Raw genomic sequence first — 24,477 nt, 5'->3', positions numbered from 1 at the left:
CGCGTACCACTGACAATCAGGCCGGCGTCAGCGAAGCAGCCGCTGCCCGCAGACGCAGCAGGCGCCCCCGGCAACGTAAATCCGTGGAAGTACGGGGCACACCTCTTTACCCTGCGCCCATGCCGACCTCCGACCCAACCCCCGACTCCTTGTCCCACTTCTCCTCGCTCTCCGACGCCGCCTTCCTCGACACCACCGCCGACCGCCTCGCCGCCCTCCCCACCGTCCGGGCCGTGGCCCTCGGCGGTTCCCGCGTGCAGGGCACCCAGACACCCGACAGCGACTGGGACCTGGCCGTCTACTACCGCGGCTCCTTCGACCCCGCCCACCTGCGTGCCCTCGGCTGGGAGGGCGAGGTCTCAGAGGTCGGCGGCTGGGGCGGCGGGGTGTTCAACGGGGGAGCGTGGCTGACCATCGACGGCCGCCGCGTGGACGTGCACTACCGCGATCTCGACGTGATCGAGCACGAGCTCGCGGAGGCCGAGGAGGGCCGTTTCCGGGTGGAGCCGCTGCTGTTCCATCTCGCGGGGATCCCGAGCTACCTGGTGGTGGCGGAGCTGGCGGTCAATCGGGTACTGCGAGGCGAACTCCCGCGCCCGGACGGCTATCCGCACAAGCTCCGTCTTACGGCGAGCGAGCGCTGGCACGACACGGCTCGCGCCACCCTCACCTACGCCACGTCCCACCACGCCCCCGCGGGCCGTATCACGGAGGTGGCCGGCGCCATCGCCACGGCCGCCATGCAGGCGGGTCACGGTGTCCTGGCGGGGCGGGGGGAGTGGGTGACGAACGAGAAGAGGCTGCTGGAGCGGGCCGGGCTGCGGGGAGTCGACGACATCATCGCGGAACTCGGCAACGGCGATCGGGTTCCTGCGGCGAGGGCATTGGAGAAGGCAATGGACCTCTGCGGGCGGCTCCGAACGCATCCCGCCCAGGGATTGCGCGGGTAGGGAAGCCATGTGCGCAAAGAGGTCCAGGGGATTGCGTTCATAAGGAAGTCCGGTCTCCCGCCAACCGTCACACCGTCGAAACGTCGCTGTTCCATCCCCTCCAAGATCGAGACCTACCGTGGAGAGCACACGGGCCGCACCCATCCGGCCCGCAGTCCACAGCCCGGCCACCGTCGCCCGAAGGCTCACCCCCGCCTCGTCCGACGACAGGAGCCCCGTGTCGCGACCCGCTGCTCTGACGCCTCCGCCCTGGCTCGCCCATGCCCTGCGTGCCCAGCGCGGGCCCGTGCCCTGGAACGCGGTCGGGCGAGGGGCGTTGTCCGCCGGGCCGGTGCTGCTCGTGGCCGTGCTGGCCGGGCGTACGTCTCTGGGGGTCGTCGCGGCCATCGCGGCCATGCTGGCCGGGATCAACGACCGGCCCGGCAGCCGGCGGGCCTCAGTGCGCAGGATCGGGGTGCCCGCGCTCGCGGGGGCGGTGGGACTGCTCGTCGGGACGTACGCCGGGGCGCATGTGGGCGCCGTGGTCCTGACCGTGCTGCTCACCCTCGTCGGGCTGGTGGCCGGGGGTGTGAGTGCCGTGGGGCCCGTGGCCTCCGGGGCCGGGACGCAGTTGCTGGTCGCCTCCGCCATCGGGGCCGGGATGCCGTTGCCCGAGCCGGGATGGCAGCGGGCGCTCGCCTTCCTCGTGGGGGCCGGATGGCTGCTCGGACTGCGGCTGGTCCTGCCCACGCCCGGCTCCCTCGCCGGGGACTTCCGGTTCGACGGGGAGCGGGCGGCCATCGCCGCGGTCTACGACGCCGTGGCGGAGCTGCTCGACGCCGCGGGCACGCCGGAGGCCACCGCCCGGCGCGCCGCGCTCACCGCCGCCCTCGACCACGCCCAGGACGCGCTCGCCGGGCCCCGCCTGCGCCGGTACGCCAGTTCCGGGGCCGAACGGCGGCTGCACGCCCAGTACGCCGCCGCGCTGCCGCTCGCGGAGGCCGCGACCGCGCTCGCCTGGGCCGGGGAGAACGTCTCCGGGCGGGCCTCCCAAGGCCCCCGGCGCCTCGCCGCCGCCGTACGCGACAACACCCACACCGGGCCGCTGCCCGCGCCCTCTCGCTCGGCACCCGGCCTGCGCGCCCTCGACGACGCCCTGCTGCACGCCGCCGAGGCCTTCGACCGGGCCAAGGGCGCCGACCTGCACACGCGCAGGCGTACCCCCAGGTCGTTGCTCCGCACGGTGTTCGGGGCCGGCGGACGGGAGTACGGGCTGCGGGTCGCCCTGTGCTTCGGGGCCGGCGTCGGTGTCGCCCAGGCCCTGCACCAGGCGCGCTGGTACGGGGAGCACGAGCACTGGTACTGGCTGCCCGCCACCGCGGTCTTCCTCGTCAAGCCCGACCTGGGACCGCTCGCCTCACGCGTCCTGTGCCGCGCCGCCGGGACAGTCCTGGGGGCTCTCGTCTTCGCCGGGTTCGCCGCGGTGCTGCCCCGTCCGGAGGGGCTCATCGCGCTGGTCGCCGTCAGCGGAGCCCTGATCCCCGTCGCCACGCGGCACTTCGCGGCGCAGACCGCCGTCGTCACCGTGCTCGTCCTCGCGCTGGTCATGGTGGGCGGGGAACCGCAGGCCTCCGCCGGCCGGATCGGGGAGACGCTGCTGGCCTGCGCGATCGTGCTGGTCGTGGGGCATCTGCCGATGCCGGGACAACGGGCTGGCGGGGTGCGGGCACGGCTCGCGGCGGCGGGCAGCGCCGCGCAGGCCTACCTCGCGCACGTCCTGCGGGAGTCCGACGCGCATGCCGTGGGGGAACTCGACGGCCAGACAGTACGGGGCTTTGAAGGCCACGCCGCACGGGGCTTCGACGACCGCACCGTGCGGGGCTTCGATCGCCGCACCGTGCGGCGCTTCGATGGCTCCACCGTGCGGGATCTCGACGCCCGCGGCCTACGGCGGTCCGGTCCCCGTCTCCCGACCGCATCCGGCTCTCACCCGCGCGCATCCGGCCCTCACGTCCTGCGCGCATCCGGCCCTCACGTCCTGCGCGCCGCCACCACCGCCGACACCCGCGCCACCGCCGCCCGTGGTGCATCCGTCACCGGTGCCGACAGCCGTGCCCTCCGCTGGACCCTCCGCCGGGAGGCCTACCGCACGCTCGCCGAGGCCCGAACCGCCATCGCCCTCGCCGCCGCCGAACTCCCCGCGCTCGCCCGGCACGCCGAGGGCGCGGACCAGGCGGCCGACACCCTGGAACAGCTCGTCGACACCACCACCGCCTGTGCCGTGCAACTCGACGACACGGGGCGGCTCACGCCGGAGCACGCCGAGCGCCTGGCCGCCCTGCTCGACGAACTCGCCGGGCACCGGGAACTGGTCGGACCGCGGTCGCCCGACATCCACCTTGCCGTGTGAGCCCCAACGGGATGCGCGGTCCGGATGGGCGGTCCGGTTACGCGCTCCGGACACGGCGTCGTACGTTGGCGCCATGACGCCTTCTCCCGCAGAGAACGCCGAAGAGCACGTCGAAGAGCACGTCGAAGAGCACGGAGCAGAGAGCCCCGCAGCGCAGGCCGAAGGCGCCGCCGATCTCATCATCACCGGCTGCACCGTCCTCGTACACGACGAGCAGGAGCGCATCGGGTTCCAGGAGGACGCCGCGATCGTCGTACGGGACGGAGTCGTCGTGTCCGTGACGACCGCCGCGGCCGTCGAGGACCACCCCGCTGCCGAACGGCTGGACGCGCGCGGCCAGGTCGCCCTGCCGGGGCTGGTCAACTGCCACACCCACGCCCCGATGGTCGCCCTGCGCGGGCTCGCCGAGGACCTGCCCACCGAGGAGTGGTTCAACGACGTCGTCTGGCCCATGGAGTCCAACCTCACCGAGAAGGACGTGGAGTTGGGGGCGCGGCTCGCCTGCGCCGAGATGATCCGCGGCGGCGTCACCTGCTTCGCCGACCACTACTTCGCCATGGACGCGGTGGCAGCTGTCGTCACCGAGTGCGGGATCCGCGCCCACCTGGGGGAGGCCTACTTCTCCTCGCAAGGGCCCGGAGGGCGGGAGAAGTCCCTGGAGTTCGCGCTCCGGCACCGCGGCGGCGCCGGCGGTCGCATCACCACCGCCCTCGCCCCGCACGCCCCGTACACCGTGGACGGCCCCGACCTCGCCGCCACCGCCGAACTCGCCCATGCCCACGGCCTTCCCGTGCACATCCACGCCTCCGAGAACCGCGATCAGACCGACACCAGCCTCGCCCGGCACGGCGTCACCCCGATCGAGATCCTCAAACGCACCGGGATCCTCGACACGGACGTCCTCCTCGCGCACGGCACCGGCATCATCGAGCGGGACCTGTCCGTCCTGGCGGGCGCCAGTGGCCGTACCGCCGTCGCCAGCGCACCCCGCGGCTACCTCAAGTTCGCCTGGCCCGCCACCACCCCGATCCGCGCCCTGCACGACATCGGCATCCCCGTCGGACTCGCCACGGACGGCGCCGCCTCCAACAACTCCCTCGACGTGTGGGAGTCCATGGCGCTCACCGCCCTGATCCAGAAGTCCACGACCGGCGACCCGCGCTGGCTGACCTCCCGCCAAGCCCTCCACCACGCCACATCGCAAAGTGCCCGGGCGGTCGGACTCGGTGACGTCGTCGGCAGCATCACGGCGGGACGGAAGGCCGACGTCGTCCTCGTCGACCTCACCGGCCCGCACACCCAGCCCGTGCACGACCTCGCCGCGACCCTGGTGCACAGCGCCCGCTCCTCCGACGTGCGGACCACGATCGTCGACGGGCGGATCCTGATGCGCGACCGCGAGCTGCTGACGATCGACGTCCCCGCGGTGGTCGCGGAGCTGGGGGAGCGGCTGCCCGCGCTCGCCGACCGCGGCCACGGCAGGCGCATCCAGGACTACGACACCTGAAGGGCGGAGGAAGGTGCGGAGGGAGGGAGGTGCGGAGGCAGGTGCCGAGGAAGGGGGGCAGGCGCCGAGGCTGTCTGCTCGGTCCCGCCGCACCGGGGCGCCAGGAGGACTGGGAGGAACCCAGGGGACGCGCGTCGGCCTTCTGCGCGCCGACGGGCAGCGAGCGCATTCGGTATCACGATGAGTACGATGAATGACACGACCAGTAGCCAAAGTGACCGTTGGGTAACCGAATCCTCACACTCCGCGCTGAATCCGTGTCGACTAGGTCTCAGTCCCGCAACTGAACGAGGCGATCGGCCTCCGGAAGGCGTTAACTCCTACAAGTACGACGCTTTCTGGAGGTGCAGGGTGGTGAACGGGCGAACAGTGCTCGAACGCTTTCCCGCAGGTGGGCCGCGAGGCTCGTGGCCGGCGGAGGAGTTCGCGCACGCGCGGCGTCTTGAAGGACTGCCGGCCGAGGTCGTGATGGACCTCGCGACGGACACGTTCCTGGTGATCGTGCGCAGTGGAGAGGCGGCGGCCGACGCTGTCGCCTGAGGTCAGCCTCCCTTCGGGGCGGGCACCTGCGCCCTCGGGGCGGGTGCCCGCGTGGGAATCCCCTTCGGAACCTCCGCTTGAACGTCTGTCCGGACCTCGGCCTGAACCCCGGCCTCGACCTCTGTCCGGACCTCGGCCTCGACCTCTGTCCGGACCCCGGCCTCGACCTCTGTCCGGACCTCGGCCTCGACGGCTGTCCGGCCCCCGGCCTGAACCCCGGCCCGGATCTCTGTCGCAGCCCCGTCCTGAGCCTCTGCCTCGACCTCCGTACGAGCTCCGGCCTGAACCCCCGTCGTGAACTGCTCCGCCTGGAGTGAGTACAGCTCCGCGTACAACCCGCCCGTCGCCAGCAGTTCGTCCGGTGTGCCGGACTCCACAAGCCGGCCCTGGTCCAGGACATGCACCAGGTCCGCGTGGCGGACGGACGCCAGCCGATGGGTGATGAGGATCACCGTCTGACCCGTACCGGCCAGGGCGCGGATCTTCTCGAAGACCTCCAGCTCGGCCCGGGCGTCCAGGGCAGCCGTCGGCTCGTCCACGATCAGGATCCGCCCGCGCCGGTACGCGGCCCGGGCGATCCCCAGCCGCTGCCACTGGCCGCCGGACAGCTCGTGCCCGCCGCTGAAGTTGCGGGCCAGCAGGGTGTCCAGACCGCGCGGCAGATCCCCGACCACCTCCTCGGCCCCCGACTCCGCGACCGCCTCCGTGATCCGCTCGTCGGTGAGCGGATCCGAGGAACGGCCGACCGCCACGTTCACACGGGCGGTGAAAGGCCACCGCTTGAAGTCCTGGGCGACCATCGCGACCCGCTCGGCCAGCAGCTGCCGGTCCGCGGTGGCCGCGTCGACGCCGTCCCACAGGATCCGGCCCCGATCGGGCCCGTAGAGCCCGGCCAGCAGTTTCACCAGCGTCGTCTTGCCGGAGCCGTTCTCCCCGACCAGCGCGACGATCTTGCCGAGCGGGACGGTGAGCGTCACGTCGTCGAGCGCGGGGCGCGTCGCGTCACCCGGGTAGGTGAAGGAGACGTTCTCGAACCGGATCTCGCGCGGGTCGTCCGGCAGGGTGGCCCCGCCCACCGGGATCGCCCGTTCGGCCGCCTCGACGTACAGCCGTTGGAGGTCGCCGACGAACAGTGCCTCCTCATGCAACGCGTTCACCTCCACCACCAGCGTGTCGAGGCTCTGCGAACCGGTACGGATGGCGATCACGGCCGTTCCCGCCACCGACAGCGCCATCGCGCCCGCGAGCAGCAGACCGCCCAGTGTCGCGTACGTCGCCACCGTCGCCAGGCCCGTCCAGCCCGCCGCGATCAGCCCCGTACGGGCCGCCAGCCGGGCCAGCCGGGCCTGCTCCGCCTCCGCCGTCTCCGACATCGCGCGGAAGTGCCGCAGCAGAAACGGACCCACCCCGTGCACCCGGATCTCCGGGGCCGCCTCCGGCTCGATCAGCAGGGCACCGAGCAGCCGCCCCGCGCGCGCGTGCTGCACCCAGGCGTGGAACGACTCGTAGCGGCGCCGCGCTGTCGTCAGCGCGCTCCAGGCGCTCGGCAGGGTCATCGTCACCAGGAGCGGCAGCAGTGCCGGGTGCAGCACGGTCAGCACACCCGCCGCCGCGATCAGCGAGATCATCGCGTTCACCACACGTGCCGCGTACGAGATCATCCGTCGGGCGGACGCGGCGCCGTACTGCGCGGTGTCCAGCAGTTTGTGGAAGGCGTGGTCCTCGATCGCGGCCAGCTCAACGGCCGCCGCCCGCTCCAGATAGCGCTCGGTCGCCACCCGCTCCACCTTTGGTTCCAGTCGCCCGGTGGCATACGTCGACGCGGCCCGCAGGAGCGCCCCGACCAGCATCACCGCGGCCATCACGACCAGGGCGGGCACGGCGCCCCGCAACCGGTCCTCCAGGATGCCGCCGCCGATCAGCCGGCCCAGCACGCTGTTGACGGCGAGGAGGCTCACCGCCTGGGCCAGACCCCGGCCCACCTCGGCGGCCAGGACGGTGCGGGCGGCCCTGCGGTCGGCCTGCCAGGCGAGCTGGAAACTGGCTGTGAGCAGCGACGGGAGACGGGCCACCATGGCCCGGAAGTTCAGCTCCAGGAACGCGTCCGCGTGCGAGTTCCAGCCCATGTCGTAGCGCAGTGGGCCGCCGAAGAGCAGCCGCTCCGACTCGGACACCTCTGGTTCGCCGGTGCCGTCCCGCTCCGCGTCGCGCCTCTTTCCCACCGTCGGCCTCCCCCGATCCCGGACGAACGGCCACTATCGCGGGGCCGACTCCTCGGGGGCAGGGCGCATGCCATGGCGCTCGGAGCGCGCGGGCGCGCTCCTGGGGATGCACGGGCACCATGGTCGGCGGTGGAGGGTGGCGTCACGGGGCGGGGATACGCGCCGGTGTCGGGGCGGCGCACCGAGCGGTCGTCGGCGGCGCACCGAGCGTCGTGGGGGCCTACGCGCTGACCGGCCTCGACCACGTCGGCGTCGTCCCCGTCAGCCGGCACAGGGCCAGGTACAGCGGTATCGGCGGGGTGTAGGGAATCGTCCCCTCCGGCCGGTGGATCAGATCCGGGACGTCCGGAGCGTCCGGGACGACCGCTCCGCCGGCGTACTGCGCCGGGGCGGGCCACTCCAGGGCGTAGTCGGAGTCTGACGGAACGATCCACCACCAGTGCGCCTCATCGGCGTAGACGCACCCGACCCGCGGCAGCCGCGGCATCAACAGGGGACCGAACCGTGCGGGCACCGCCACCGCGTCGTAGCCCAGCGGGGCGGTCATGCCCTCGGGGACGGACAGCCGCCGGGTTGCACCCGGCGCACGCAGCCCGCGTCCGAGGCGGACCAAAGTGTCCAGGCTCAGCACCAGACCGCCGCCGGACCCGGCCCCTACGCCCGTCCGGTCCCCGTCTACGCCCGTCCGGCCCCGGTCTGTGCCCGTCCGGCCCCGGTCTGTGCCCGTCCGATCCCCGTCTACGCCCATCCAGGCCTCGTCCCGCGATGCCGGGCCCCCGCCGCACCCTCGGCGTCGGTACTGGTGTCGGTACCGGTACCCGGTGTGGCGCCGTGCCATGGTTCTACGCCGAAACCGGTCGAGGCCGCGGTCCCGTGAGGGGGCCGGGCCTCGGTCCTTGCGCCGAAGCGCGTCTCGGTGTCTGCGCCGGGGTGTATCACCGTTCCCGTGCCGGGATGTATCCCCGTTGTTCCCGTGCCGGGGCGTATCCCCGTTCTCGTGCCGGGCTGCATTCCGGTGCTCGTGCTGGGGTGTGTCGCGGCTCCCGCGCCGGAGGCGTGCGTCCGCGCCGTCGCGCTCGCCGAGCCGGTGGACGGTCCCGGTTTCGGGCGGGCCCCCCAGCCCAGGTCGTTGCGGAGGGCGTTGTCGTCGTGAGGGGTGTCGGCCTTGCGGGGCAGTTCCGCCCAGACCAGCAGGCCGGGGCCGTGCTCGTGGGCTCCCCAGGCGTGGCAGAGGGCGTCGACGAGAATCAGCCCCCGCCCGTGCTCCTCCTCGGGCCCCTGCGGCGACGGCTGGGGCTCGCCCGGCGCGCATCCTTCGTCCCGTACGGCTATCCGCACCAGGTCCTCACCGTCGTGCAGCTCGCAGACGACACGGCGGCTCGCGGTGTGCACGATGGCGTTGGTGACCAGCTCGGAGATCACCAGGGCCGCCGAGTCACAGGTGTCCTCGCAGACCGACCAACCGGTCAGCCGTGCCCGTGTGAGGCGTCTGGCCTGCGCGGGAGAACCCGGATGGGCTGCCAGCTCGAAACGGAACCGGCGCTCCGCGGTGGCCGTGTCAGGGCGCACCCCTTCCCCCACTCTCGAACGAGCTCGAGCCGGGGGAACCCCACCGGCACCGAGACCGAGGGGGCGGCCTGCGGCAGCGTCTGTTCCTAAGGGCGCGGACGGAATCACGCTTGCCACTATCGCCCCGCCGTGAACACTTGGCAAGTATCACTCTGAAAAATGCAGAGTGCTGTGTGACGCGGTGAAGGGCCGTGGCACACTGCTCGCAACAGCACGTCGAGCGGCGCCAGTTGAGATCAGTGAAGATCCGTACGTATCCGTACAGACCTTCGAATAGGTCTTCGCGTGGCGCCGCAGGGCTGTCAGCGTGTTCGGACATGCCCAGTCAGCCCGCTTCGGTGGACCGGCCGGAGCCCTCGCGGCCGTCGGATCAGGGACTTTGTGGAGGTGGACGGTGAGTGAACCGCGATCCGCGCCGACGGTCGGTCAGGTAGTCCTCGGGCGGCGCCTTCTGGACCTGCGGGAACGTGCGGGACTCAAACGCGAGGAGGCCGCCCGCATCCTCCGCGTCGCCCCCGCCACGGTCCGTCGTATGGAGATGGCCGAGGTCGCACTCAAGATCCCGTACCTCCAACTGCTGCTGAAGGCCTACGGAATCACCGACCACGAGGCCGAGGCCTTCGTGCAACTGGCCGAGGAGGCCAACAGACCCGGCTGGTGGCAGCGGTTCCACGACGTTCTGCCCGGCTGGTTCTCGATGCACGTCAGCCTGGAGGGGGCGGCCGCCCTCATCCGGCAGTACGAGCCGCACTTCGTGCCCGGTCTGCTGCAGACCGAGGACTACGCGCGTGGCGTCCTGAAGTCCGGCGCCATCGGGCAGACGAGCCCCGACGACATCGACGCTCATGTCGCCCTGCGCATGCAACGCCAGGATCTGCTCACCCGTCAGGAAGCACCCCGGTTGTGGGTCGTGATGGACGAGACCGTGCTGCGCCGCCCCGTCGGCGGCCCGGAGGTGATGCGTGCGCAGATCGACAAACTGCTCGACTCGACGAAGCTGCCCAACGTAACCCTGCAGGTCGCCCCGTTCGCGAACGGGCCGCACCCGGGCACGTACGGCCCCTTCGTACTCTTCCGATTCGCCGTGCCGGAACTCCCGGACATGGTCTACAGCGAGTACCTGACCGGCGCCGTCTACCTGGACGCGCGGCAAGAGGTGGCGACCCACCTCGAGGTCATGGACCGCATGGCGGCGCAGGCCGCTACTGCACATCGCACGAAGGAGATCCTCCGGGATCTCCGCAAGGAGCTGTGAATGGATCGCATCAGGCCGCGCAAACGGGTCTACAACGGCATGCCCGCGCGGGAGTTGGGAAGCGAGGGCTGGCACAAGCCCTGGAGCGGCGGCAACGGCGGCAACTGCCTGGAGGCGATGAAGCTCGCTGACGGCCGGATCGCCGTCCGCCAGTCCACCGACCCGGACGGACCGGCGCTGATCTACACCACGGACGAGATGACCGCGTTCATCGAGGGAGCGAAGGCGGGGGAGGCTGACTTCCTGCTGTCGTGATCCTTGCTGTCGTGTCCCTTGCTGCCGTGGCCCCTGCTGTCTGACTCTCGTCCGTCCGACGACTCTCGTATTGTCTGACCTTCACTCAACTGCTTTCTGTCGGTGCTGAATTAATGGATATTGATGGGTACTGGATCAATGGTTGAGATCGACACCAGCAAGCCCCACCCCGCCCGGATGTACGACTGGTACCTCGGCGGCAAGGACAACTACCCGGTCGACGAGGCCATGGGCCGGCAGATGCTGGCCCTCGACCCGAGGGTGCCGGTGATGGCCAGGGTCAACCGGGCGTTCATGCACCGGGCCACACGCTGGCTCGCCGAACACGGCATCCGCCAGTTCCTGGACATCGGCACCGGCATCCCCACCGAACCCAACCTCCACCAGGTCGCCCAGCAGGTCGCCCCCGACGCGCGGGTCGTCTACTGCGACAACGACCCGATCGTCCTCGCTCACGCCGAGGCCCTGCTGCACGGCACGGACGAGGGAGTCACCGAGTACCTGCAGGCCGACGTGCGGGACCCGGACGCCATCCTCGAAGGTGCCCGGAAGGTCCTGGACTTCGACCGGCCCGTCGCGCTCTCGCTCATCGCGCTGCTGCACTTCATCTCCGACGAGGACGGGGCGCACGAACTGGTCGGACGGCTGCTGTCCGAACTGCCCTCCGGCAGCTACCTGGTGGTCAGCCACGCCACGGCCGACTTCACGCCCGCGGAGTCACAGGCGGCCACCGACAAGCTCAAGGCGGTCGGCGTCACCCTCGCGCTGCGCTCCCGCGATGAGTTCGCCCGCTTCTTCGACGGCCTGGAACTCGTCGAACCCGGCGTCGAGGTCCCGCAGTTGTGGCACCCCGAGCTGGGCGCGCCGGTCCCCGGCCAGGACGAAGGGGTCATTCCGGGCTACGGGGCTGTGGGGCGCAAGCGGTGACCTGTGGCGGGAGCACCCCGCACAGGGCGTCCAGCGCGGCCCCGTAGGCGTGCTCCGGGGGTGTCGCGTATCCCACGACCAGGCCCTCGCCCGCCGGCATGTCGGTCTCCGGGTGCCGGAACTCGGCGAGGCCGTCCAGGGCGACGCCCTGCCAGGCGGCGGCCTTGACCGTGGACCGCTCGGTGCCCGGCGGCAGCCTGAGCACCGCGTGCAGCCCGGCGGCCACCCCGCTGACCTCGACATGCGGCGCGTGCGTGGCGAGCGCCGCGACGAGCCGGTTCCTGCGGCCGCGGTACCGCTGCCGCATGCGCCGTACATGACGGTCGTAGGACCCGGAGGAGAGGAAGTCCGCGAGACTCAACTGGTCCAGCACGCTCGCCCAGGCCTCGCGCTCTCCCTTGGCCGCGAGTACATCGTCGACGTACCGCTCCGGTAGCACCATCCAGCCCAACCGCACCGCCGGCGACAGACTCTTGCTGACCGAACCCATGAAGATCACACGTTCGGGATCGAGGCCCTGCACGGCACCGACCGGTTTGCGGTCGTAACGGAACTCCCCGTCGTAGTCGTCCTCCAGGACAACCGCCCCACGCGCGCGTGCCCAGTCGACGACCGCGGACCGCCGCCCGGCAGCCAGCGGCCCGCCGGTCGGGAACTGGTGCGCGGGCGTGAGCAGTACGGCCCGCTCGCGCCCCAGCCGGTCGACACAGGCCCCGTGTTCGTCGAGAGGGAGCGGCACGGTCCGTACGCCGGCGGCGCGCAGCAGTTCCCGGTGGAAGCCCAGCCCGTACGCCTCCACGGCCAGCGGACCGCGCAGCACTCCCCCTCCGAAGAGCAGCCGCAGCGCATGTGCGAAACCGGAGCAGACGACGATCCGGCACGGCTCGGTGTGCACCCCACGCGCGCGTGCCAGGTACTCCGTGAGTGCCTCCCTCAACTCGACGCGCCCGGCCGGGTCACCCGGCCCGAACACCTCGTTGGGCGCCTGCTGGAGGGCACGCCGGTAGGAGGTGAGCCAGGCCGAGCGCGGGAACGCCGACGCGTCCGGAGTGCCCTGCCGCAGATCGTGCCGCGGTCCACGCGCGCGTGGGGGTCCCGTACGAGGCACTCGTCCGGCGTGTCGCGGCGCCTCGGAGCTGCCCCACTGCCTCAAGGGCGTGGGCGGTACCCCCATCGCGACCCGGGTGCCCGACCCCTGCCGGGCGGCCAGCCAGCCCTCCGCGACGAGCTCCGCGTAGGCGTCGGCCACCGTGTTGCGGGCGACCCCGAGGTCGGCGGCGAGCGAACGGTACGGCGGCAGCCGGGTCCCGGGGGCGAGCCGTCCGCTGCGCACGGCGTCACGCAGCGCCCGGATCAGCGCGGCGCGTCCAACCCGCGGACCGGACAGCTCCAGATGCAGGTCCGCGCCGATCCGCTCCGCGGAATTGACCCACGATTCATCCATGGAAATGCACCCTACCGATGGTCTTTCGGGATCGTAGGTTGATGCACATGACGACGTACACGACGACGCCTACGGAGCGCACGACGCCCACGGCGCACATGGCGCGCACGGCGCCCATGACGACGCACACGGCGCCTGCAGGGACGCACACGGCGCCTACGACGGCGCACACACCGCGCGTGACGCCGGCGACGACGCACATGGAGCCGGCCGCTGAGCGGAGCCGCCGCCTGGACTTCGCGAAGTCCGCCCCGAAGGTCTTCCGCGCCCTGATCGGCTTCGACGCCGCCGCCCGGGAGGGCCTCGACCCGGCACTCGTCGAACTGATCCAGATCCGGGCCTCGCTCCTCAACCACTGTGCGTACTGCCTGCACATGCACACCAACGACGCCCGCAAGGCCGGCGAGAGCGAGGACCGGCTCCACATGGTCGCCGTCTGGCGCGAGGCCCGCCACTTCTTCACCGAGAAGGAGCAGGCGGCCCTCGCCCTCACGGAAGCGGTGACCCGGGTCGCCGACGCCGGCGTCCCCGACGACGTCCACGCCGACGCGGCCGCTGTCTTCGACGAAGAGGAACTGGCCCACGTGCTGGCCCTGATCCTCACCATCAACACGTGGAACCGGGTGGCACTGTCGACGGCGAAGGTGGCGGGGACGGACGAACGCCGCTAGCCCAAGGCCGGTTGCCGTGCGGCGGCCGCTCCTTCTTCCGCCGTCGTCCTTCGCCTCGCCGCGGCGGGGGCGCGTCCCGGCGGTGCCGAACTCGCGGCCGGACCGGGCCGTCGTGCGGTCTACTCGGTCATGGGTCGGTCTACTCGGCCATGGGTCGGTCTACTCGGCCATGGATCGGTCGGATCACACGGCCATGGGCCGGTCGTACGGTCCTATCGGGGCCGGCAGGTGCGAACTGCCCGTCAGATGGCGGTCGACGGCCGCCGCCACCGCCCGCCCCTCCGCGATCGCCCATACGATCAGCGACTGTCCTCGCGCCGCGTCCCCCGCCGCGAACACGCCAGGCACATTCGTGGCGAAGCCCGCGTCCCGCGTGATCGTTCCACGCGGCTCCAACTCCAGCCCCAACTGCCCGATCAGCCCGTCCTCCTTGTCCGGGCCCGAGAAACCGAGCGCGAGCAGCACGAGGTCGGCGGGCAGGCTGCGTACGCTGTCCGACACCGGCTGTCGCCGTGTGTCCACCTCGACCAGATGCAGTGACCTCACCCGCCCGCCGCTGTCCCCGGTGAAGCGGAGCGTGGACGCCGCGAACAACCGCGCGTCCGCGTTCGCCGCCGGCGCCGTCCGCAGGTCGCGTGCCTCCTCGTGCGCGGCCGACATCCGGTAGATCTTCGGATACGTCGGCCACGGCTCGACATCCTCGTCGCGCTCAACGCCGGGCTGGGCGTAGATGTCCAACTGGGTGACGGACGCAGCCCCTTCGCGCACCGCCGTTCCCAGACAGTCGGCGCCCGTGTCACCGCCGCCGACGATGACGACATGTTTCCCGGCCGCGGACAGTGGCGAGACCTCCAGGTCGCCCTCGCGCACCCGGTTGGCGAGCGGCAGATACTGCATCGCCTGGTGGATGCCGGTCAACTCACGCCCGGGCACGTCCAGTTCACGCCAGGCCGTCGCTCCGGTGGCGATCACCACGGCGTCGTAACGCGAACGCAGATCCGTGGCGTCGATGTCCCGCCCGACGGCGGTTGACGTACGGAACTTCGTCCCCTCCGCTCGCATCTGCTCGATTCGCCGCTCCAGATGGTGCTTCTCCATCTTGAACTCGGGGATGCCGTACCGCATCAGCCCGCCGAGACGGTCGTCCTTCTCGTACACCGCGACCGTGTGCCCCGCCCGGGTCAACTGCTGTGCCGCGGCAAGGCCGGTGGGCCCCGAGCCGATCACCGCGACCGTTCGCCCCGACAACCGCTCCGGCGGCCGCGGCGGCGTGAACCCGAGCTCCCAGGCACGGTCGGCGACGGCCACCTCGACGTTCTTGATGGTGACCGCCGGCTGGTTGATCGCGAGCACACACCCCGCCTCGCAGGGCGCCGGGCACAACCGCCCGGTGAACTCGGGGAAGTTGTTGGTGGCGTGCAGCCGGTCGGCCGCCGCCCGCCAGTCCTCCCGGGAGACCAGGTCGTTCCACTCGGGGATCAGATTGCCGAGCGGACAGGCGTCGTGACAGAAGGGGACACCGCAGTCCATGCAGCGGTCGGCCTGCTTGCTGATGATGGGCAGCAGTGCCCCGGGGACGTACACCTCGTCCCAGTCCCGGACCCGCTCCTCGACCGGCCGACGCGGCCAGTCCTGGCGGGGCGTGGTCATGAATCCCTTGGGGTCGGCCATGGACGTCTTCCTTGCTTACGCGTGCGACGCTTGCGCGTCCGACGTGGCCGTGCGTCATCGGGCGGCATGTTCCGGCACTTTTTGGTCACTTCTGTCAGCTGCGGTGCTTCTGTCAGGACCTATGTCGGCACTTATGTCAGCACTTATGTCTGCACTTATGTCAGCACTACTTCCGGTACTTCGCGTGGTGCTTCTTTCGGCCACGATACGTCCCATCGGTCACGTGTGAAGACGTCCGACAGCGCTTTCTCGCAGGCTGGGGCGGACCGCGCTCAGCGGCCGTCGGCCCGCGCTCAGGTCAGGGCCAGCACGAAAGCCACGGTCGCCGCGGCCGAGGCGACCCCGCGGACGTGGTTCCACCGGGACCACTCGCGCACGTACGTCGGCCAGTACGTGGCCGCTTCCCGGGTGCCGGGGTCCAGCCTGCCCAGCGCGTTGTTGCGCGGCACGTTGGCCACCAGGGTCAGTCCGAACACGCCGAACAGATACAGCGCGCTGCCCACCAGCAGCTCGACCGTCCCGTCGTTCGGCCGCACCATCAACGTCACCACCGCGATCACCACGCACACCACGGCCGACCCGGTGAACACGAGCATGAACGCCGGCCGCACCGCGTACACATTGATCGAGTTCATCGCGGCGACCCCCTGCGCGGGCGGCAGCGCGGCGAGCGCTCGCATCACGAAGGTCGAAAAGGCGCAGAACGCCCCGGCCACCAGCCCGGTCCCCACCACACCCACCACGGCCAGCACAAAGTAGGGCCCCTCGATCACATTGCCACCCACTCCCACAACGAGCCGAGCCCCCAGCCCGGCATCCACCGTCCCCACCAGTGAACCCCCGGACACGCACCTCCCACCATGGCCGAGCCCCGCACTCCCATGACCGAGCGTCCAGCCGGCCGGCAACCCACGCTCACCTGAACCCGGACCCGGACCCGGACCCGAACCGGGACCCGAACGCGGACCCGGACCTGAACCGGGACTCGGACCCGGACCCCACGCCCCCTCCTCACGGGCGTAGCCCACCCTGACCAACGTGGGCTACTCCACCTCCACCCCCTCCTCCCGCCATCCCCTCAGCACCGTCCCCACAGCTTCCGCGATCCGCCGCCGCGCCTCCTGCCGGGCCACCCCACTCATCAACAACTGGTCGTAGGGCGTGTCCACATGCCGTACGGACGCCACGACCGCCGACGTCACCGCGCCCTCGGACAACGCGCGCCCCGCCGCACTCCGCCCGACCCGCCCACTGCTCCGCACCGAGGCATGCGCGGCGATGTCCCGGGCCCGCGCCTCGGGGCAGCCGGGAAACAGCCGCCGTATCTCCGCCGCGAAGGCATCCGTGAACCGCAGATCCTCCGCCGCCCGCCGCGCGGCGTCCCGCACCCGGCGTCGCCGCCGAGCCTCCGCATCGGCCAGACACCGCGCCTCGGCCCGCGCGAGCCCCGCCTCCTCGACGAGGACGCCCTGCCGCTCGTACCGCCCCTTGCGCCGGTTGAACCGCACGACCACCGCCGACAACGCGCTCTCCTCCCGCGACCGGCGTGTCAACGCGGTGTCGCCACGCGGCAGGAACACCAGGTGTCCCAGATCGACACAGTCGAGGCACCGAGGCCCCCCGTCCTCGACGACGATCATCGACAGCGGCCCACCCCGGCACTCCGCGCAATGCCGTCTCCGCACAGGCTGGATGACAAGATGTCCGTTCTGGAACGGGGTAGTTGCGAGGCGCGCCATAGAGGCTTCATTCCCGCACAGGCTTCATTCCCGCACAGTGTCCGTTCCCGTCCTGGCATCGGCCACGCCGGGAACGAACACCGACACCCGTGCCCGATGCCGGGTCGGTCTCTCGATCTCGTCGACCACAGCCACCGCGAGATCGGCATACGACAACCCGGGCGGCCCGGCCGTACCGGCACTGTCGGGCACGTGCTCGCCGCCGAACCGGTAGCGCCCGGTACGCGCAGCGTGCTGTTCCAGCCCACCGCCCGGTGTGAGCATCACCCAGTCGACCGGACCGTCACCCGCCTCCCGCAGGCGTCGCAGACCTGCCGTGTGCGCCAGGGCGAAGGGCCGGATCTCCGGGGGGAACGCCTCGGCGTCGTCCATCACCGGCCGCCCGTCCGACCCGAGCAGGTTCGCGAACAGCCCGATGGCGACGAGGCGTCCCACTCCCGCGTCGGCGAGCCCGCCCAGCAGCGCGTCCGCCGCCCTGACGAAGAAGTCCGGGTCGAGCGCGTCGAATCCCTGCTCGGGCCCACTGAACGGAGAGACGGCGTGCACCGCCGCCACCGCCCCGGCGGCGACCTCGGCGACCGACGCGCGATCGACGACGTCACCCCGCACAACCGTCACCCCGGCCACGCCTGAAACACCAGTCACACCCGCACCGGTCACGCCAGCCACATCAGCCACATCAGTTACGCCAGTCACGCCGGTCGTTCCGAGATCCGGGTATCGCCCCGGGTCCCGCACCACGGCTGTCACCCCGAGCCCCCGGCCGCCCGCCTCCGCCGTCACCGCGCGCCCGGCCCGCCCACCGGCTCCGAAGACGACGACGCGACCCGTGCCACCCATGCCCGACCTCCTTGTCCAGGACCGTCTTCACGGCTCGACCTGGACGTTAGGTGTCGAAGGCCCGGTTACTTCAACGGTATCGGCGCTACCCTCGACCGATGACCGACCTCACGGACGGCCCCCGGCCCGGCCCCCTGGACCCCGACATGTTCGATCCGGTCTGTCCCTCCTCGGTGATGCCCTTCCGTGTGGGTGACAAATGGACGGGCATGGTGATCCGGTGTCTGGAGGGCGGCCCGCGACGCTTCACCGAACTCCGTGCCCCGCTCAGGTCCGTCACCCCCAAGGTCCTCAGCGAGACCCTGCGGGCGATGGAACGCGACGGCCTGCTCACCCGTACCGCGTACGACGAGAACCCGCCCCGGGTCGAATACGCCCTCACCCCTCTCGGCCGCACCCTGATCCCCCTCCTCGACGCCGCCCGCACCTGGAGTGAACGCCATCTGCCACGCCTGGTCGCCGCCCGCCGGGCCCATGATCGCGGCCCGTCCTGACCGCTGACTGACGCATCATGGCCGTGTGCGACTCGAAGCGATCACCTGGGACCGGCTCGGCGACCTCCTCGCCGAACGACTCCTCGACCTGAAACCGGCCGACGGCAGCCCCTGGCCCCGCATCGCCTTCGACGGTGCCCCGGCCGCCCGTCCTGGAGACCTCGCCGAACGCGTCTCGGAGGCCCTGCGCATACGCGGCCGGCCCTCGCTCGTCGTCGGGACGCATGGCTTCCTGCGTCCCGCCTCCCTCCGCCTGGAGTACGGCCACCAGGACCTGGACGCCTACTACGACGGCTGGTTCGACACCGGCGCCCTGTGGCGCGAGGTGTTCGGTCCCCTCGAACCGGGCGGCGACGGTCGCGTCCTGCCCGACCTGTGGGACCCGGCCACCGACCGCGCCACCCGCAGCCCCTACGTCCAACTCCCGCCAGGCGGTTTCCTGTTGCTGCACGGCCCCCTCCTGCTTCGCCACTGGTTCCCCTTCGACCTGACCGTCCATGTCCTCCTCTCACCGGGTGCCCTGCGCCGTCGTACCCCCGAGTCCGAGCACTGGACCCTCCCCGCGTTCGAGCGCTACGAGGACGAGACCGACCCGGCCGGCACGGCCGACGTCCTGGTACGTGCCGACGATCCCCGTCACCCGGCGTGGAACGGCTGATCTCCTCCACCGACAGACGCCAGAAGGTACGCAACCTCCGCCGCGCCCCCGTATCAGCGTGTCGGTCTTCGATCTCGCCAACCCCTGCACCTCGGTCGAGATCCGCGGCACCGCCGAGATCCTTCCGGACGAGGCCGAGCGGCTCCCGTACGACCTCTCGCACAGGTACCTCGGCGTCGACCCGCCCGCCGGGCAGGACGACGAGTCCGTGTGATCTTCCGCGTCGTCCCGCGGAAGATCGTGGGCTTCTCGGCCTGAGCGCGCTCCGGGTGCGTCGGCCCGGCGGCGCCGCGAGAATGTAGGGCGCCGGTACATGCGGGGCGACCCGCTCCGCGCCGGCCACCCGGCACCGGGAGGCAACCATGACCACCGCAGCGGACATCATGCACCGTGGCGCCCAGTGGATCCCCGCCCACGAAACCCTGGACCGTGCCGCCCAGCTGATGCGCGACCTGAACGTCGGGGCCCTGCCCATCAGCGACGAGAACGAACGGCTCTGCGGGATACTCACCGACCGTGACATCGTCATCGGCTGTGTCGCCATGGGCCACGACCCGGCCAAGGTCACCGCGGGCGAGATGGCCCACGGCACCCCGCGCTGGATAGACGCCGACGCCGATGTCAGCGAGGTGCTGCACGAGATGGAGGAGCACCAGATCCGCAGGCTGCCCGTCATCGAGAACAAGCGCCTCGTCGGCATGATCAGCGAGGCCGACCTGGCCCGGCACCTGGCCGACGACCAGATCGCGAGCTGGGCCGAGAGCGTCTACGCCCGGACACCCGAGCACCACTGAGCATCGGCCTCCGGCACCGACTCCCGGTCTTCAGCGCCGCGAGTCGGGAACCGTCAGAGCCAGCCGTTGCGCCGGAAGCCGCGGTACAGCACCAGGCAGGCCACGGATATCACCCCGATGATCAGGCCGTAACCGTATCGCCAGTGCAACTCCGGCATGTGGTCGAAGTTCATGCCGTACACCCCGCACACCATGGTCGGTACGGCGATCACCGCGGCCCAGGCCGTGATCTTCCGCATGTCCTCGTTCTGCGCGACCGTCACCTGTGCGAGGTGCGCCTGGAGAATGGAGTTCAGCAGTTCGTCGAAGGCGGCGATCTGCTCCTTGGCGCGCAGCAGATGGTCGGAGACATCGCGGAAGTAGGCCTGTATCTCCGGATCGACCACGCGGATCGGCCGGGTGGCGAGCTCCTCGAGCGGACGCCCGAGCGGAACGACGGCCCGCTTCAGCTCCAGGAGCTCGCGCTTGAGCTGATAGATGCGTCCGGGGTCGATCCGCGCGCCGTTGTCCGCGAAGACCGCCGTCTCGACCTGGTCGATGTCCTCCTGCATCGCGTCGGTGACGATCAGGTAGTCGTCGACCACATGGTCCGCGATCGCGTGCAGCACCGCGGCCGGGCCCTTGGCCAGTTGCTGGGGAGCGGACTCCAGCTCCTCACGCAACGGCCCCAGCGAGCCGTGCCGTCCATGGCGGACCGTGATGACGAAGTCCTGGCCGACGAACACCATGATCTCGCCGGTGTCGACCACCTCGCTGGTCGCTGTGAGCTCCTCGTGCTCGACGTAGCAGACGGTCTTGAACACCGCGAAGAGCGTCTCGCCGTAACGCTCCAGCTTTGGGCGCTGATGGGCCTCGACCGCGTCCTCGACCGCCAGCGGGTGCAGGTCGAAGAGCTCGGCGATGCCCGCGAACTCCCGGTCCGTCGGCTCGTGCAGGCCGAGCCAGACGAAACCGTCACGGCTCTTGCGCACCCGCTCCAGCGCGTCGACCACGTCACTGCCGGCCGGGACCCGCGAACCCTCCTTGTACGCCACGCAGTTGACCACCGAGGAGCCCAGGGGAGACCGGGCCGGATGGCTCAGATCGACGCGCGGACGCCGCCGGGCCAGCCGAGCCACCTTGCGCAGGCCGCCCGCCCTGCCGAAGCTGGTGACTTTCCGCAGATTCCCTGCCATCGACATCTGGATCTCCTCGCCTGATCCCCCTCGCGCCGTATTCCCGCGCCTTGGCCGGTCAGTTTGCCAGCTCGACGTGAGCGGCGGGTAAGCCTGTGGGAACAGCGCGTTCCGCTTGGTTCCCGGCTGTGGACAACGGCTTCGTCGCCCGCCGGGGCAGGCGTCGGTCATCGCCTCCATCTCGTCGTGGCCGTCGCGTCGACCCCTCCGGACAAGCCAGGCAACTGGGATGATCGCGGCATGACGCGATCCGACCGGTATCTCCTCGACAACCGCCAGACCGAGGCGGGAGAACGTTTCGACGCCTTCGCCTCCCTCTTCGACCCCACGACCTTCCGGCATCTGGACGGATTCGGCATCGGACCCGGCTGGCGTTGCTGGGAGGTCGGAGCCGGCGGCACCTCCGTCGTGTCCTGGCTGGCCAAGAAGGTCGGCCCGACCGGACGGGTCCTCGCCACCGACATCGACACCTCACGGGTCGCCGCGGCCGCCCGGCCTCCGGTGGAGGTGCGGGTACACGACGTCGGTGCCGAGGAGCCGCCGGGGGAGGGGTTCGACCTGGTGCACGCCCGGCTCGTGCTCGTTCATGTGCCGGACCGGGACAGGGCGCTGCGGTCCATGGTCAAGGCCCTGCGCCCCGGCGGACGCCTCCTGGTCGAGGACGCCGACCCCGCCCTCCAGCCGCTGCTGTGCCCCGACGAGCACGGTCCCGAGCAGCAGCTCGCGAACCGGCTGCGCAAGGGCTTCCGCCGCCTGCTCGCCGAGCGGGGCGCGGACCTCTCCTACGGGCGCAGGCTGCCCCGTCTGCTCCGTGAGGCCGGTCTGCACAGGGTGGAGGCCGACGCGTACTTCCCGGTCAGCTCACCCGCCGGCGCCGCCCTGGAGTCCGCCACGATCCGCCAGATCCGCGACCAACTGGTCGCCGAGGGCTACGCCACGGACCAGGACATCGACCGCCACCTCGCGAACGTCGCCGCCGGCGGCATGGATCTCGCCACGGCCCCGATGATCTCTGCGTGGGGTCGGAAGGCGTAAGCGGGCGGGAGAGTGAGGCGGGTCGTCAGGTGCCGGTGGCAGGCGGCGATGTGGCGGCGTGGCCTTCGGCGGTAGGCGAACCGGTCCCGGGGGCGGGACCGACGGGTACGCCGGACGCGCAGGTGACGGCCGACGCACGCCCGGCCTGCGCGCGCCCAGTCGGCGTGAGCGGGCGTGAGCCGCCGCGGACTGCCCCCGGGACCCCGGGACCGACCCCGCGGCCGCTCACGCCCGGTGTGCCGCCGCCGGTCCTCCTCCGCCGGCCGCAGGTCTGCCCCCGGCCCCCCCGGGACCGACCCGGGCCGCTCACGCCCGGTGTGCCGTCGCCGGCCCTCCTCCGCCGGCCGCAGGTGCCTTCGTCGGCGTTCGAGAGCCGGCTCTTCGCGGACGGCCCCCCACCCGCTCCACCGCCGACGCCCCCGCCCGGCACCCCTCCGCCGCCGCGTCCGCGGGTGGGGCACCGGTGAGCAGGGCTGCGAGGAAGGCGCCCGTGAAGGCGTCGCCGGCGCCGGTGGTGTCCCGGGGTGTCGCCGGTACGGCGGGGACGCGGGCGATCACGGTGCCGGACCGGGCCACCAGCGCACCCTCGGCGCCCTGCTTGGCGACCACCAGGGGAACACGGCGGCTCAGTTCGGCCGCCGCGTCCGCCGAGTCGGTCAACCCCGTGAGCAGACACGCCTCGTCCCGGCTGGGCAGCAGCACGTCCACGCCCTGGACGAGCGACAGGAATCGGTCCGCCCCCAATGCCGCCAGGAACCCGGCCGACGCCGGATCCAGGCTCACCGGCACCCCGCGCGCGCGTGCCGCCTCCAGTGCCACCGTCAGGAACGCGCGGCTCGGTTCGGAGAACAGCAGGTAGCCGGACAGATGCAGTCGCGCGATCCCGTCGAGCAACGTGTCCGACCAGTCTTCGGGTGCCAGCCGCAACGACGCCCCACTGTCCGTGAGGAACGTCCGCTCGGCCGCCGCTCCCGTGTCGACGAGGCAGATCACCGTCCCTGTCGACGCCTGTGGATCGACGACGAGCCGGGGCCGTACGCCACAGGCGACCAGCTCACGCTCGTGCCAGGCGGCCGAGTCCGCGCCGACCCGCCCCAGCAGCCGCACTTCCACGCGGCCGCTGTGAGCGGCCCAGCAGGCCACGTTGGCCCCTGCCCCGCCCGGCACCGTCCGGATCGTCGCGGCGGTGTCCGTGCCCGCGGCGAGCGGCCCCCGGTGCCGGGCGACGACGTCCGTGATGACGTCCCCGACGACGAGCAGCGCACCGTCTGATCCGCGGGTTCGCCCCCTCTCCGCTCGCCCCCGATCCGCCGCGTCGGCCGCACTCGGCCCGGGCCGCTCCGTGGTCACGCCCCGGCCCAGGCCGCCGCGATCCGCCCCGCCAGCCGTACGTTGCCGCGCACCGCCGAAAGATTGGCGCTCAGCGATGCTCCGTCGGTGTGCCGGACCAGGTAGTCGAGCAGGAACGGGGTGACCGCCTGACCGGAGATCCCCTCCGCCTCGCACGCGTGCAGCGCGTCGGCGAGCACGCGCGCGTGCAGCTCGGGATCGAGTTGCTCGGCCTCGGGTACGGGGTTCGCGACGATCAAGGCTGATCCGGGCCCGTCGAGCGCGTCCTGGGCCCTCATGGCGTCCGCCACCTGCCCTGGGGAGTCCAGTGTCCACTCCACCGGGTGTCCCGAGTCGGACAGATAGAAGCCGGGGAAGCGGTCCGTGCCGTATCCGGCCACCGCGACGCCCAGGGTCTCCAGGCGCTGCAGCGTCGCCGGCACGTCCAGGATGGACTTCACGCCCGCGCACACCACGGTGATCCGCGTGCGCGCAAGCAGCCCGAGGTCGGCCGACTCGTCCTGAGTCACCGTCCACTCCCGGTGCACCCCGCCGAGCCCGCCCGTCGCGAACACCCGCACACCCGCCAGAGCCGCCAGCAGCGCGGTCGCCGACACCGTGGTCGCGCCGCTCGCGCCGGAGGCCACCGCGAGCGGCAGGTCCCGATGGCCCAGCTTGCGGATGCCGTCCTCGTTCGCGACCCGCTCCAACTGCTGCTTGTCCAGACCGACATGGGGCTTGCCGTCCAGTACGGCGATCGTGGCGGGGACGGCACCCTCCCGCCGTACGACGTCCTCCAGCTCCAGCGCCACCTGGAGATTCCTCGGGCGCGGCAGCCCGTGCGCGATGATCGTGGACTCCAGAGCCACCACGGGTCGACGCGCGTCGATCGCGTCCCGCACTTCTTCGGACAGCACCAGCACCACGAGCCTGCCTCCTGTCGGTCGGTCTTCCCTCATCACTGGCATCTCTGGCGGGCGGTAGGTCCGGTCAAACACTTGCGGGTGGTGGAA

General features: G+C 71.7%; 23 protein-coding genes and 2 pseudogenes. 14 read left to right on the top strand and 11 right to left on the bottom strand.

Annotation, left to right across the window (positions count from 1 at the left end; translation table 11 throughout):
* Positions 1-119 precede the first annotated feature (119 nt).
* The 5 genes and pseudogenes from ACIBK3_RS01410 to ACIBK3_RS01390 all read left to right on the top strand — a co-directional run bounded on the left by ACIBK3_RS01410 (position 120) and on the right by ACIBK3_RS01390 (position 5,386).
* On the top strand, positions 120-950 hold the full coding sequence (locus tag ACIBK3_RS01410; protein WP_399360659.1) for a nucleotidyltransferase domain-containing protein: 831 nt from the start codon (positions 120-122) through the stop codon (positions 948-950).
* A gap of 217 nt (positions 951-1,167) precedes the next feature.
* The gene (locus ACIBK3_RS01405) at positions 1,168-3,339 is read left to right on the top strand and encodes an FUSC family protein (RefSeq protein WP_399360657.1); all 2,172 of its coding nucleotides are present in this window, start codon (positions 1,168-1,170) and stop codon (positions 3,337-3,339) included.
* A 73-nt stretch (positions 3,340-3,412) separates the two neighbouring features.
* A complete protein-coding gene (locus ACIBK3_RS01400) occupies positions 3,413-4,846 on the top strand; it encodes an amidohydrolase (protein ID WP_399360655.1) in 1,434 nt (477 codons plus the stop codon).
* 74 nt (positions 4,847-4,920) lie between these two features.
* Positions 4,921-5,043: pseudogene (locus tag ACIBK3_RS01395) on the top strand (DUF899 domain-containing protein); the annotation flags it as partial.
* Between the two features lie 157 nt (positions 5,044-5,200).
* Entirely contained in the window at positions 5,201-5,386 is a 186-nt protein-coding gene (locus tag ACIBK3_RS01390; protein WP_399360653.1) for a hypothetical protein, read from the top strand.
* A gap of 2 nt (positions 5,387-5,388) precedes the next feature.
* On the opposite strand, the gene ACIBK3_RS01385 is transcribed toward ACIBK3_RS01390, so the two are convergent.
* From ACIBK3_RS01385 to ACIBK3_RS01375, 3 genes and pseudogenes are all read right to left on the bottom strand, one after another.
* Positions 5,389-7,512, bottom strand: a complete 2,124-nt coding sequence (locus tag ACIBK3_RS01385) for an ATP-binding cassette domain-containing protein (RefSeq protein WP_399362046.1) — start codon at positions 7,510-7,512, stop codon at positions 5,389-5,391.
* A gap of 316 nt (positions 7,513-7,828) precedes the next feature.
* Positions 7,829-8,200: a hypothetical protein gene (locus tag ACIBK3_RS01380; protein WP_399362044.1), complete on the bottom strand. Its 372-nt coding sequence runs from the start codon at positions 8,198-8,200 to the stop codon at positions 7,829-7,831.
* A 491-nt stretch (positions 8,201-8,691) separates the two neighbouring features.
* Positions 8,692-9,294, bottom strand: a pseudogene (locus tag ACIBK3_RS01375) (ATP-binding protein); the annotation flags it as partial.
* 277 nt (positions 9,295-9,571) lie between these two features.
* Here ACIBK3_RS01375 and ACIBK3_RS01370 point away from each other — a divergent pair.
* The 3 genes from ACIBK3_RS01370 to ACIBK3_RS01360 all read left to right on the top strand — a co-directional run bounded on the left by ACIBK3_RS01370 (position 9,572) and on the right by ACIBK3_RS01360 (position 11,614).
* Positions 9,572-10,432: a helix-turn-helix transcriptional regulator gene (locus tag ACIBK3_RS01370; protein ID WP_399360651.1), complete on the top strand. Its 861-nt coding sequence runs from the start codon at positions 9,572-9,574 to the stop codon at positions 10,430-10,432.
* On the top strand, positions 10,433-10,687 hold the full coding sequence (locus ACIBK3_RS01365) for a DUF397 domain-containing protein (RefSeq protein WP_399360649.1): 255 nt from the start codon (positions 10,433-10,435) through the stop codon (positions 10,685-10,687). It abuts the gene before it with no gap.
* A gap of 138 nt (positions 10,688-10,825) precedes the next feature.
* The gene (locus tag ACIBK3_RS01360) at positions 10,826-11,614 is read left to right on the top strand and encodes an SAM-dependent methyltransferase (RefSeq protein ID WP_399360647.1); all 789 of its coding nucleotides are present in this window, start codon (positions 10,826-10,828) and stop codon (positions 11,612-11,614) included.
* Here ACIBK3_RS01360 and ACIBK3_RS01355 read toward each other — a convergent pair.
* Positions 11,577-13,058, bottom strand: coding sequence for a PLP-dependent aminotransferase family protein (locus ACIBK3_RS01355; protein ID WP_399360645.1), 1,482 nt, complete (start codon positions 13,056-13,058; stop codon positions 11,577-11,579). The genes ACIBK3_RS01360 and ACIBK3_RS01355 overlap by 38 nt on opposite strands.
* 200 nt (positions 13,059-13,258) lie before the next feature.
* Here ACIBK3_RS01355 and ACIBK3_RS01350 point away from each other — a divergent pair, with 200 nt between their 5' ends.
* Positions 13,259-13,729 (top strand): carboxymuconolactone decarboxylase family protein, encoded by a 471-nt coding sequence (locus ACIBK3_RS01350; protein ID WP_399362042.1) that lies wholly within the window; start codon positions 13,259-13,261, stop codon positions 13,727-13,729.
* A gap of 183 nt (positions 13,730-13,912) precedes the next feature.
* Here ACIBK3_RS01350 and ACIBK3_RS01345 read toward each other — a convergent pair whose 3' ends face one another.
* From ACIBK3_RS01345 to ACIBK3_RS01330, 4 genes are all read right to left on the bottom strand, one after another.
* Positions 13,913-15,400, bottom strand: a complete 1,488-nt coding sequence (locus ACIBK3_RS01345; RefSeq protein ID WP_399360643.1) for a glutamate synthase subunit beta — start codon at positions 15,398-15,400, stop codon at positions 13,913-13,915.
* Positions 15,401-15,693: 293 nt separating this feature from the next.
* The gene (locus ACIBK3_RS01340; protein ID WP_399362040.1) at positions 15,694-16,173 is read right to left on the bottom strand and encodes a DUF1772 domain-containing protein; all 480 of its coding nucleotides are present in this window, start codon (positions 16,171-16,173) and stop codon (positions 15,694-15,696) included.
* Positions 16,174-16,443: 270 nt separating this feature from the next.
* On the bottom strand, positions 16,444-17,139 hold the full coding sequence (locus ACIBK3_RS01335) for a DUF2293 domain-containing protein (RefSeq protein WP_399360641.1): 696 nt from the start codon (positions 17,137-17,139) through the stop codon (positions 16,444-16,446).
* 24 nt (positions 17,140-17,163) lie between these two features.
* The gene (locus tag ACIBK3_RS01330) at positions 17,164-17,757 is read right to left on the bottom strand and encodes an NAD(P)-dependent oxidoreductase (RefSeq protein WP_399360638.1); all 594 of its coding nucleotides are present in this window, start codon (positions 17,755-17,757) and stop codon (positions 17,164-17,166) included.
* Positions 17,758-18,077: 320 nt separating this feature from the next.
* Between ACIBK3_RS01330 and ACIBK3_RS01325 the strand changes: the two genes are divergently transcribed.
* The 4 genes from ACIBK3_RS01325 to ACIBK3_RS01310 all read left to right on the top strand — a co-directional run bounded on the left by ACIBK3_RS01325 (position 18,078) and on the right by ACIBK3_RS01310 (position 19,925).
* The gene (locus tag ACIBK3_RS01325) at positions 18,078-18,473 is read left to right on the top strand and encodes a winged helix-turn-helix transcriptional regulator (protein ID WP_399360636.1); all 396 of its coding nucleotides are present in this window, start codon (positions 18,078-18,080) and stop codon (positions 18,471-18,473) included.
* Positions 18,474-18,498: 25 nt separating this feature from the next.
* Entirely contained in the window at positions 18,499-19,131 is a 633-nt protein-coding gene (locus ACIBK3_RS01320) for a uridine kinase (RefSeq protein ID WP_399360634.1), read from the top strand.
* A 58-nt stretch (positions 19,132-19,189) separates the two neighbouring features.
* Complete coding sequence (locus tag ACIBK3_RS01315; protein ID WP_399360632.1) at positions 19,190-19,345, top strand: hypothetical protein; 156 nt, start codon at positions 19,190-19,192, stop codon at positions 19,343-19,345.
* 148 nt (positions 19,346-19,493) lie between these two features.
* Positions 19,494-19,925 carry a CBS domain-containing protein gene (locus ACIBK3_RS01310; protein WP_399360630.1) on the top strand — a complete coding sequence of 144 codons (432 nt, stop codon included), beginning with the start codon at positions 19,494-19,496 and terminating at the stop codon, positions 19,923-19,925.
* Positions 19,926-19,978: 53 nt separating this feature from the next.
* Here the strand turns inward: ACIBK3_RS01310 and ACIBK3_RS01305 are convergent, their stop codons facing one another.
* The gene (locus ACIBK3_RS01305) at positions 19,979-21,106 is read right to left on the bottom strand and encodes a magnesium and cobalt transport protein CorA (protein ID WP_399360628.1); all 1,128 of its coding nucleotides are present in this window, start codon (positions 21,104-21,106) and stop codon (positions 19,979-19,981) included.
* Positions 21,107-21,340: 234 nt separating this feature from the next.
* On the opposite strand from ACIBK3_RS01305, the gene ACIBK3_RS01300 reads away from it, so the two are divergent.
* Positions 21,341-22,135, top strand: coding sequence for a methyltransferase (locus ACIBK3_RS01300; RefSeq protein ID WP_399360626.1), 795 nt, complete (start codon positions 21,341-21,343; stop codon positions 22,133-22,135).
* Between the two features lie 306 nt (positions 22,136-22,441).
* On the opposite strand, the gene ACIBK3_RS01295 is transcribed toward ACIBK3_RS01300, so the two are convergent.
* Positions 22,442-23,395 carry a carbohydrate kinase family protein gene (locus ACIBK3_RS01295; protein ID WP_399362038.1) on the bottom strand — a complete coding sequence of 318 codons (954 nt, stop codon included), beginning with the start codon at positions 23,393-23,395 and terminating at the stop codon, positions 22,442-22,444.
* An 86-nt stretch (positions 23,396-23,481) separates the two neighbouring features.
* Positions 23,482-24,387 carry a pseudouridine-5'-phosphate glycosidase gene (locus tag ACIBK3_RS01290; RefSeq protein WP_399362036.1) on the bottom strand — a complete coding sequence of 302 codons (906 nt, stop codon included), beginning with the start codon at positions 24,385-24,387 and terminating at the stop codon, positions 23,482-23,484.
* Between the last annotated feature and the right edge of the window lie 90 nt (positions 24,388-24,477).

The organism is Streptomyces sp. NPDC050287 (assembly GCF_044459385.1).
Classification (GTDB): Bacteria; Actinomycetota; Actinomycetes; order Streptomycetales; family Streptomycetaceae; genus Streptomyces.
This window is presented reverse-complemented; position numbering and strand designations above follow the sequence as displayed.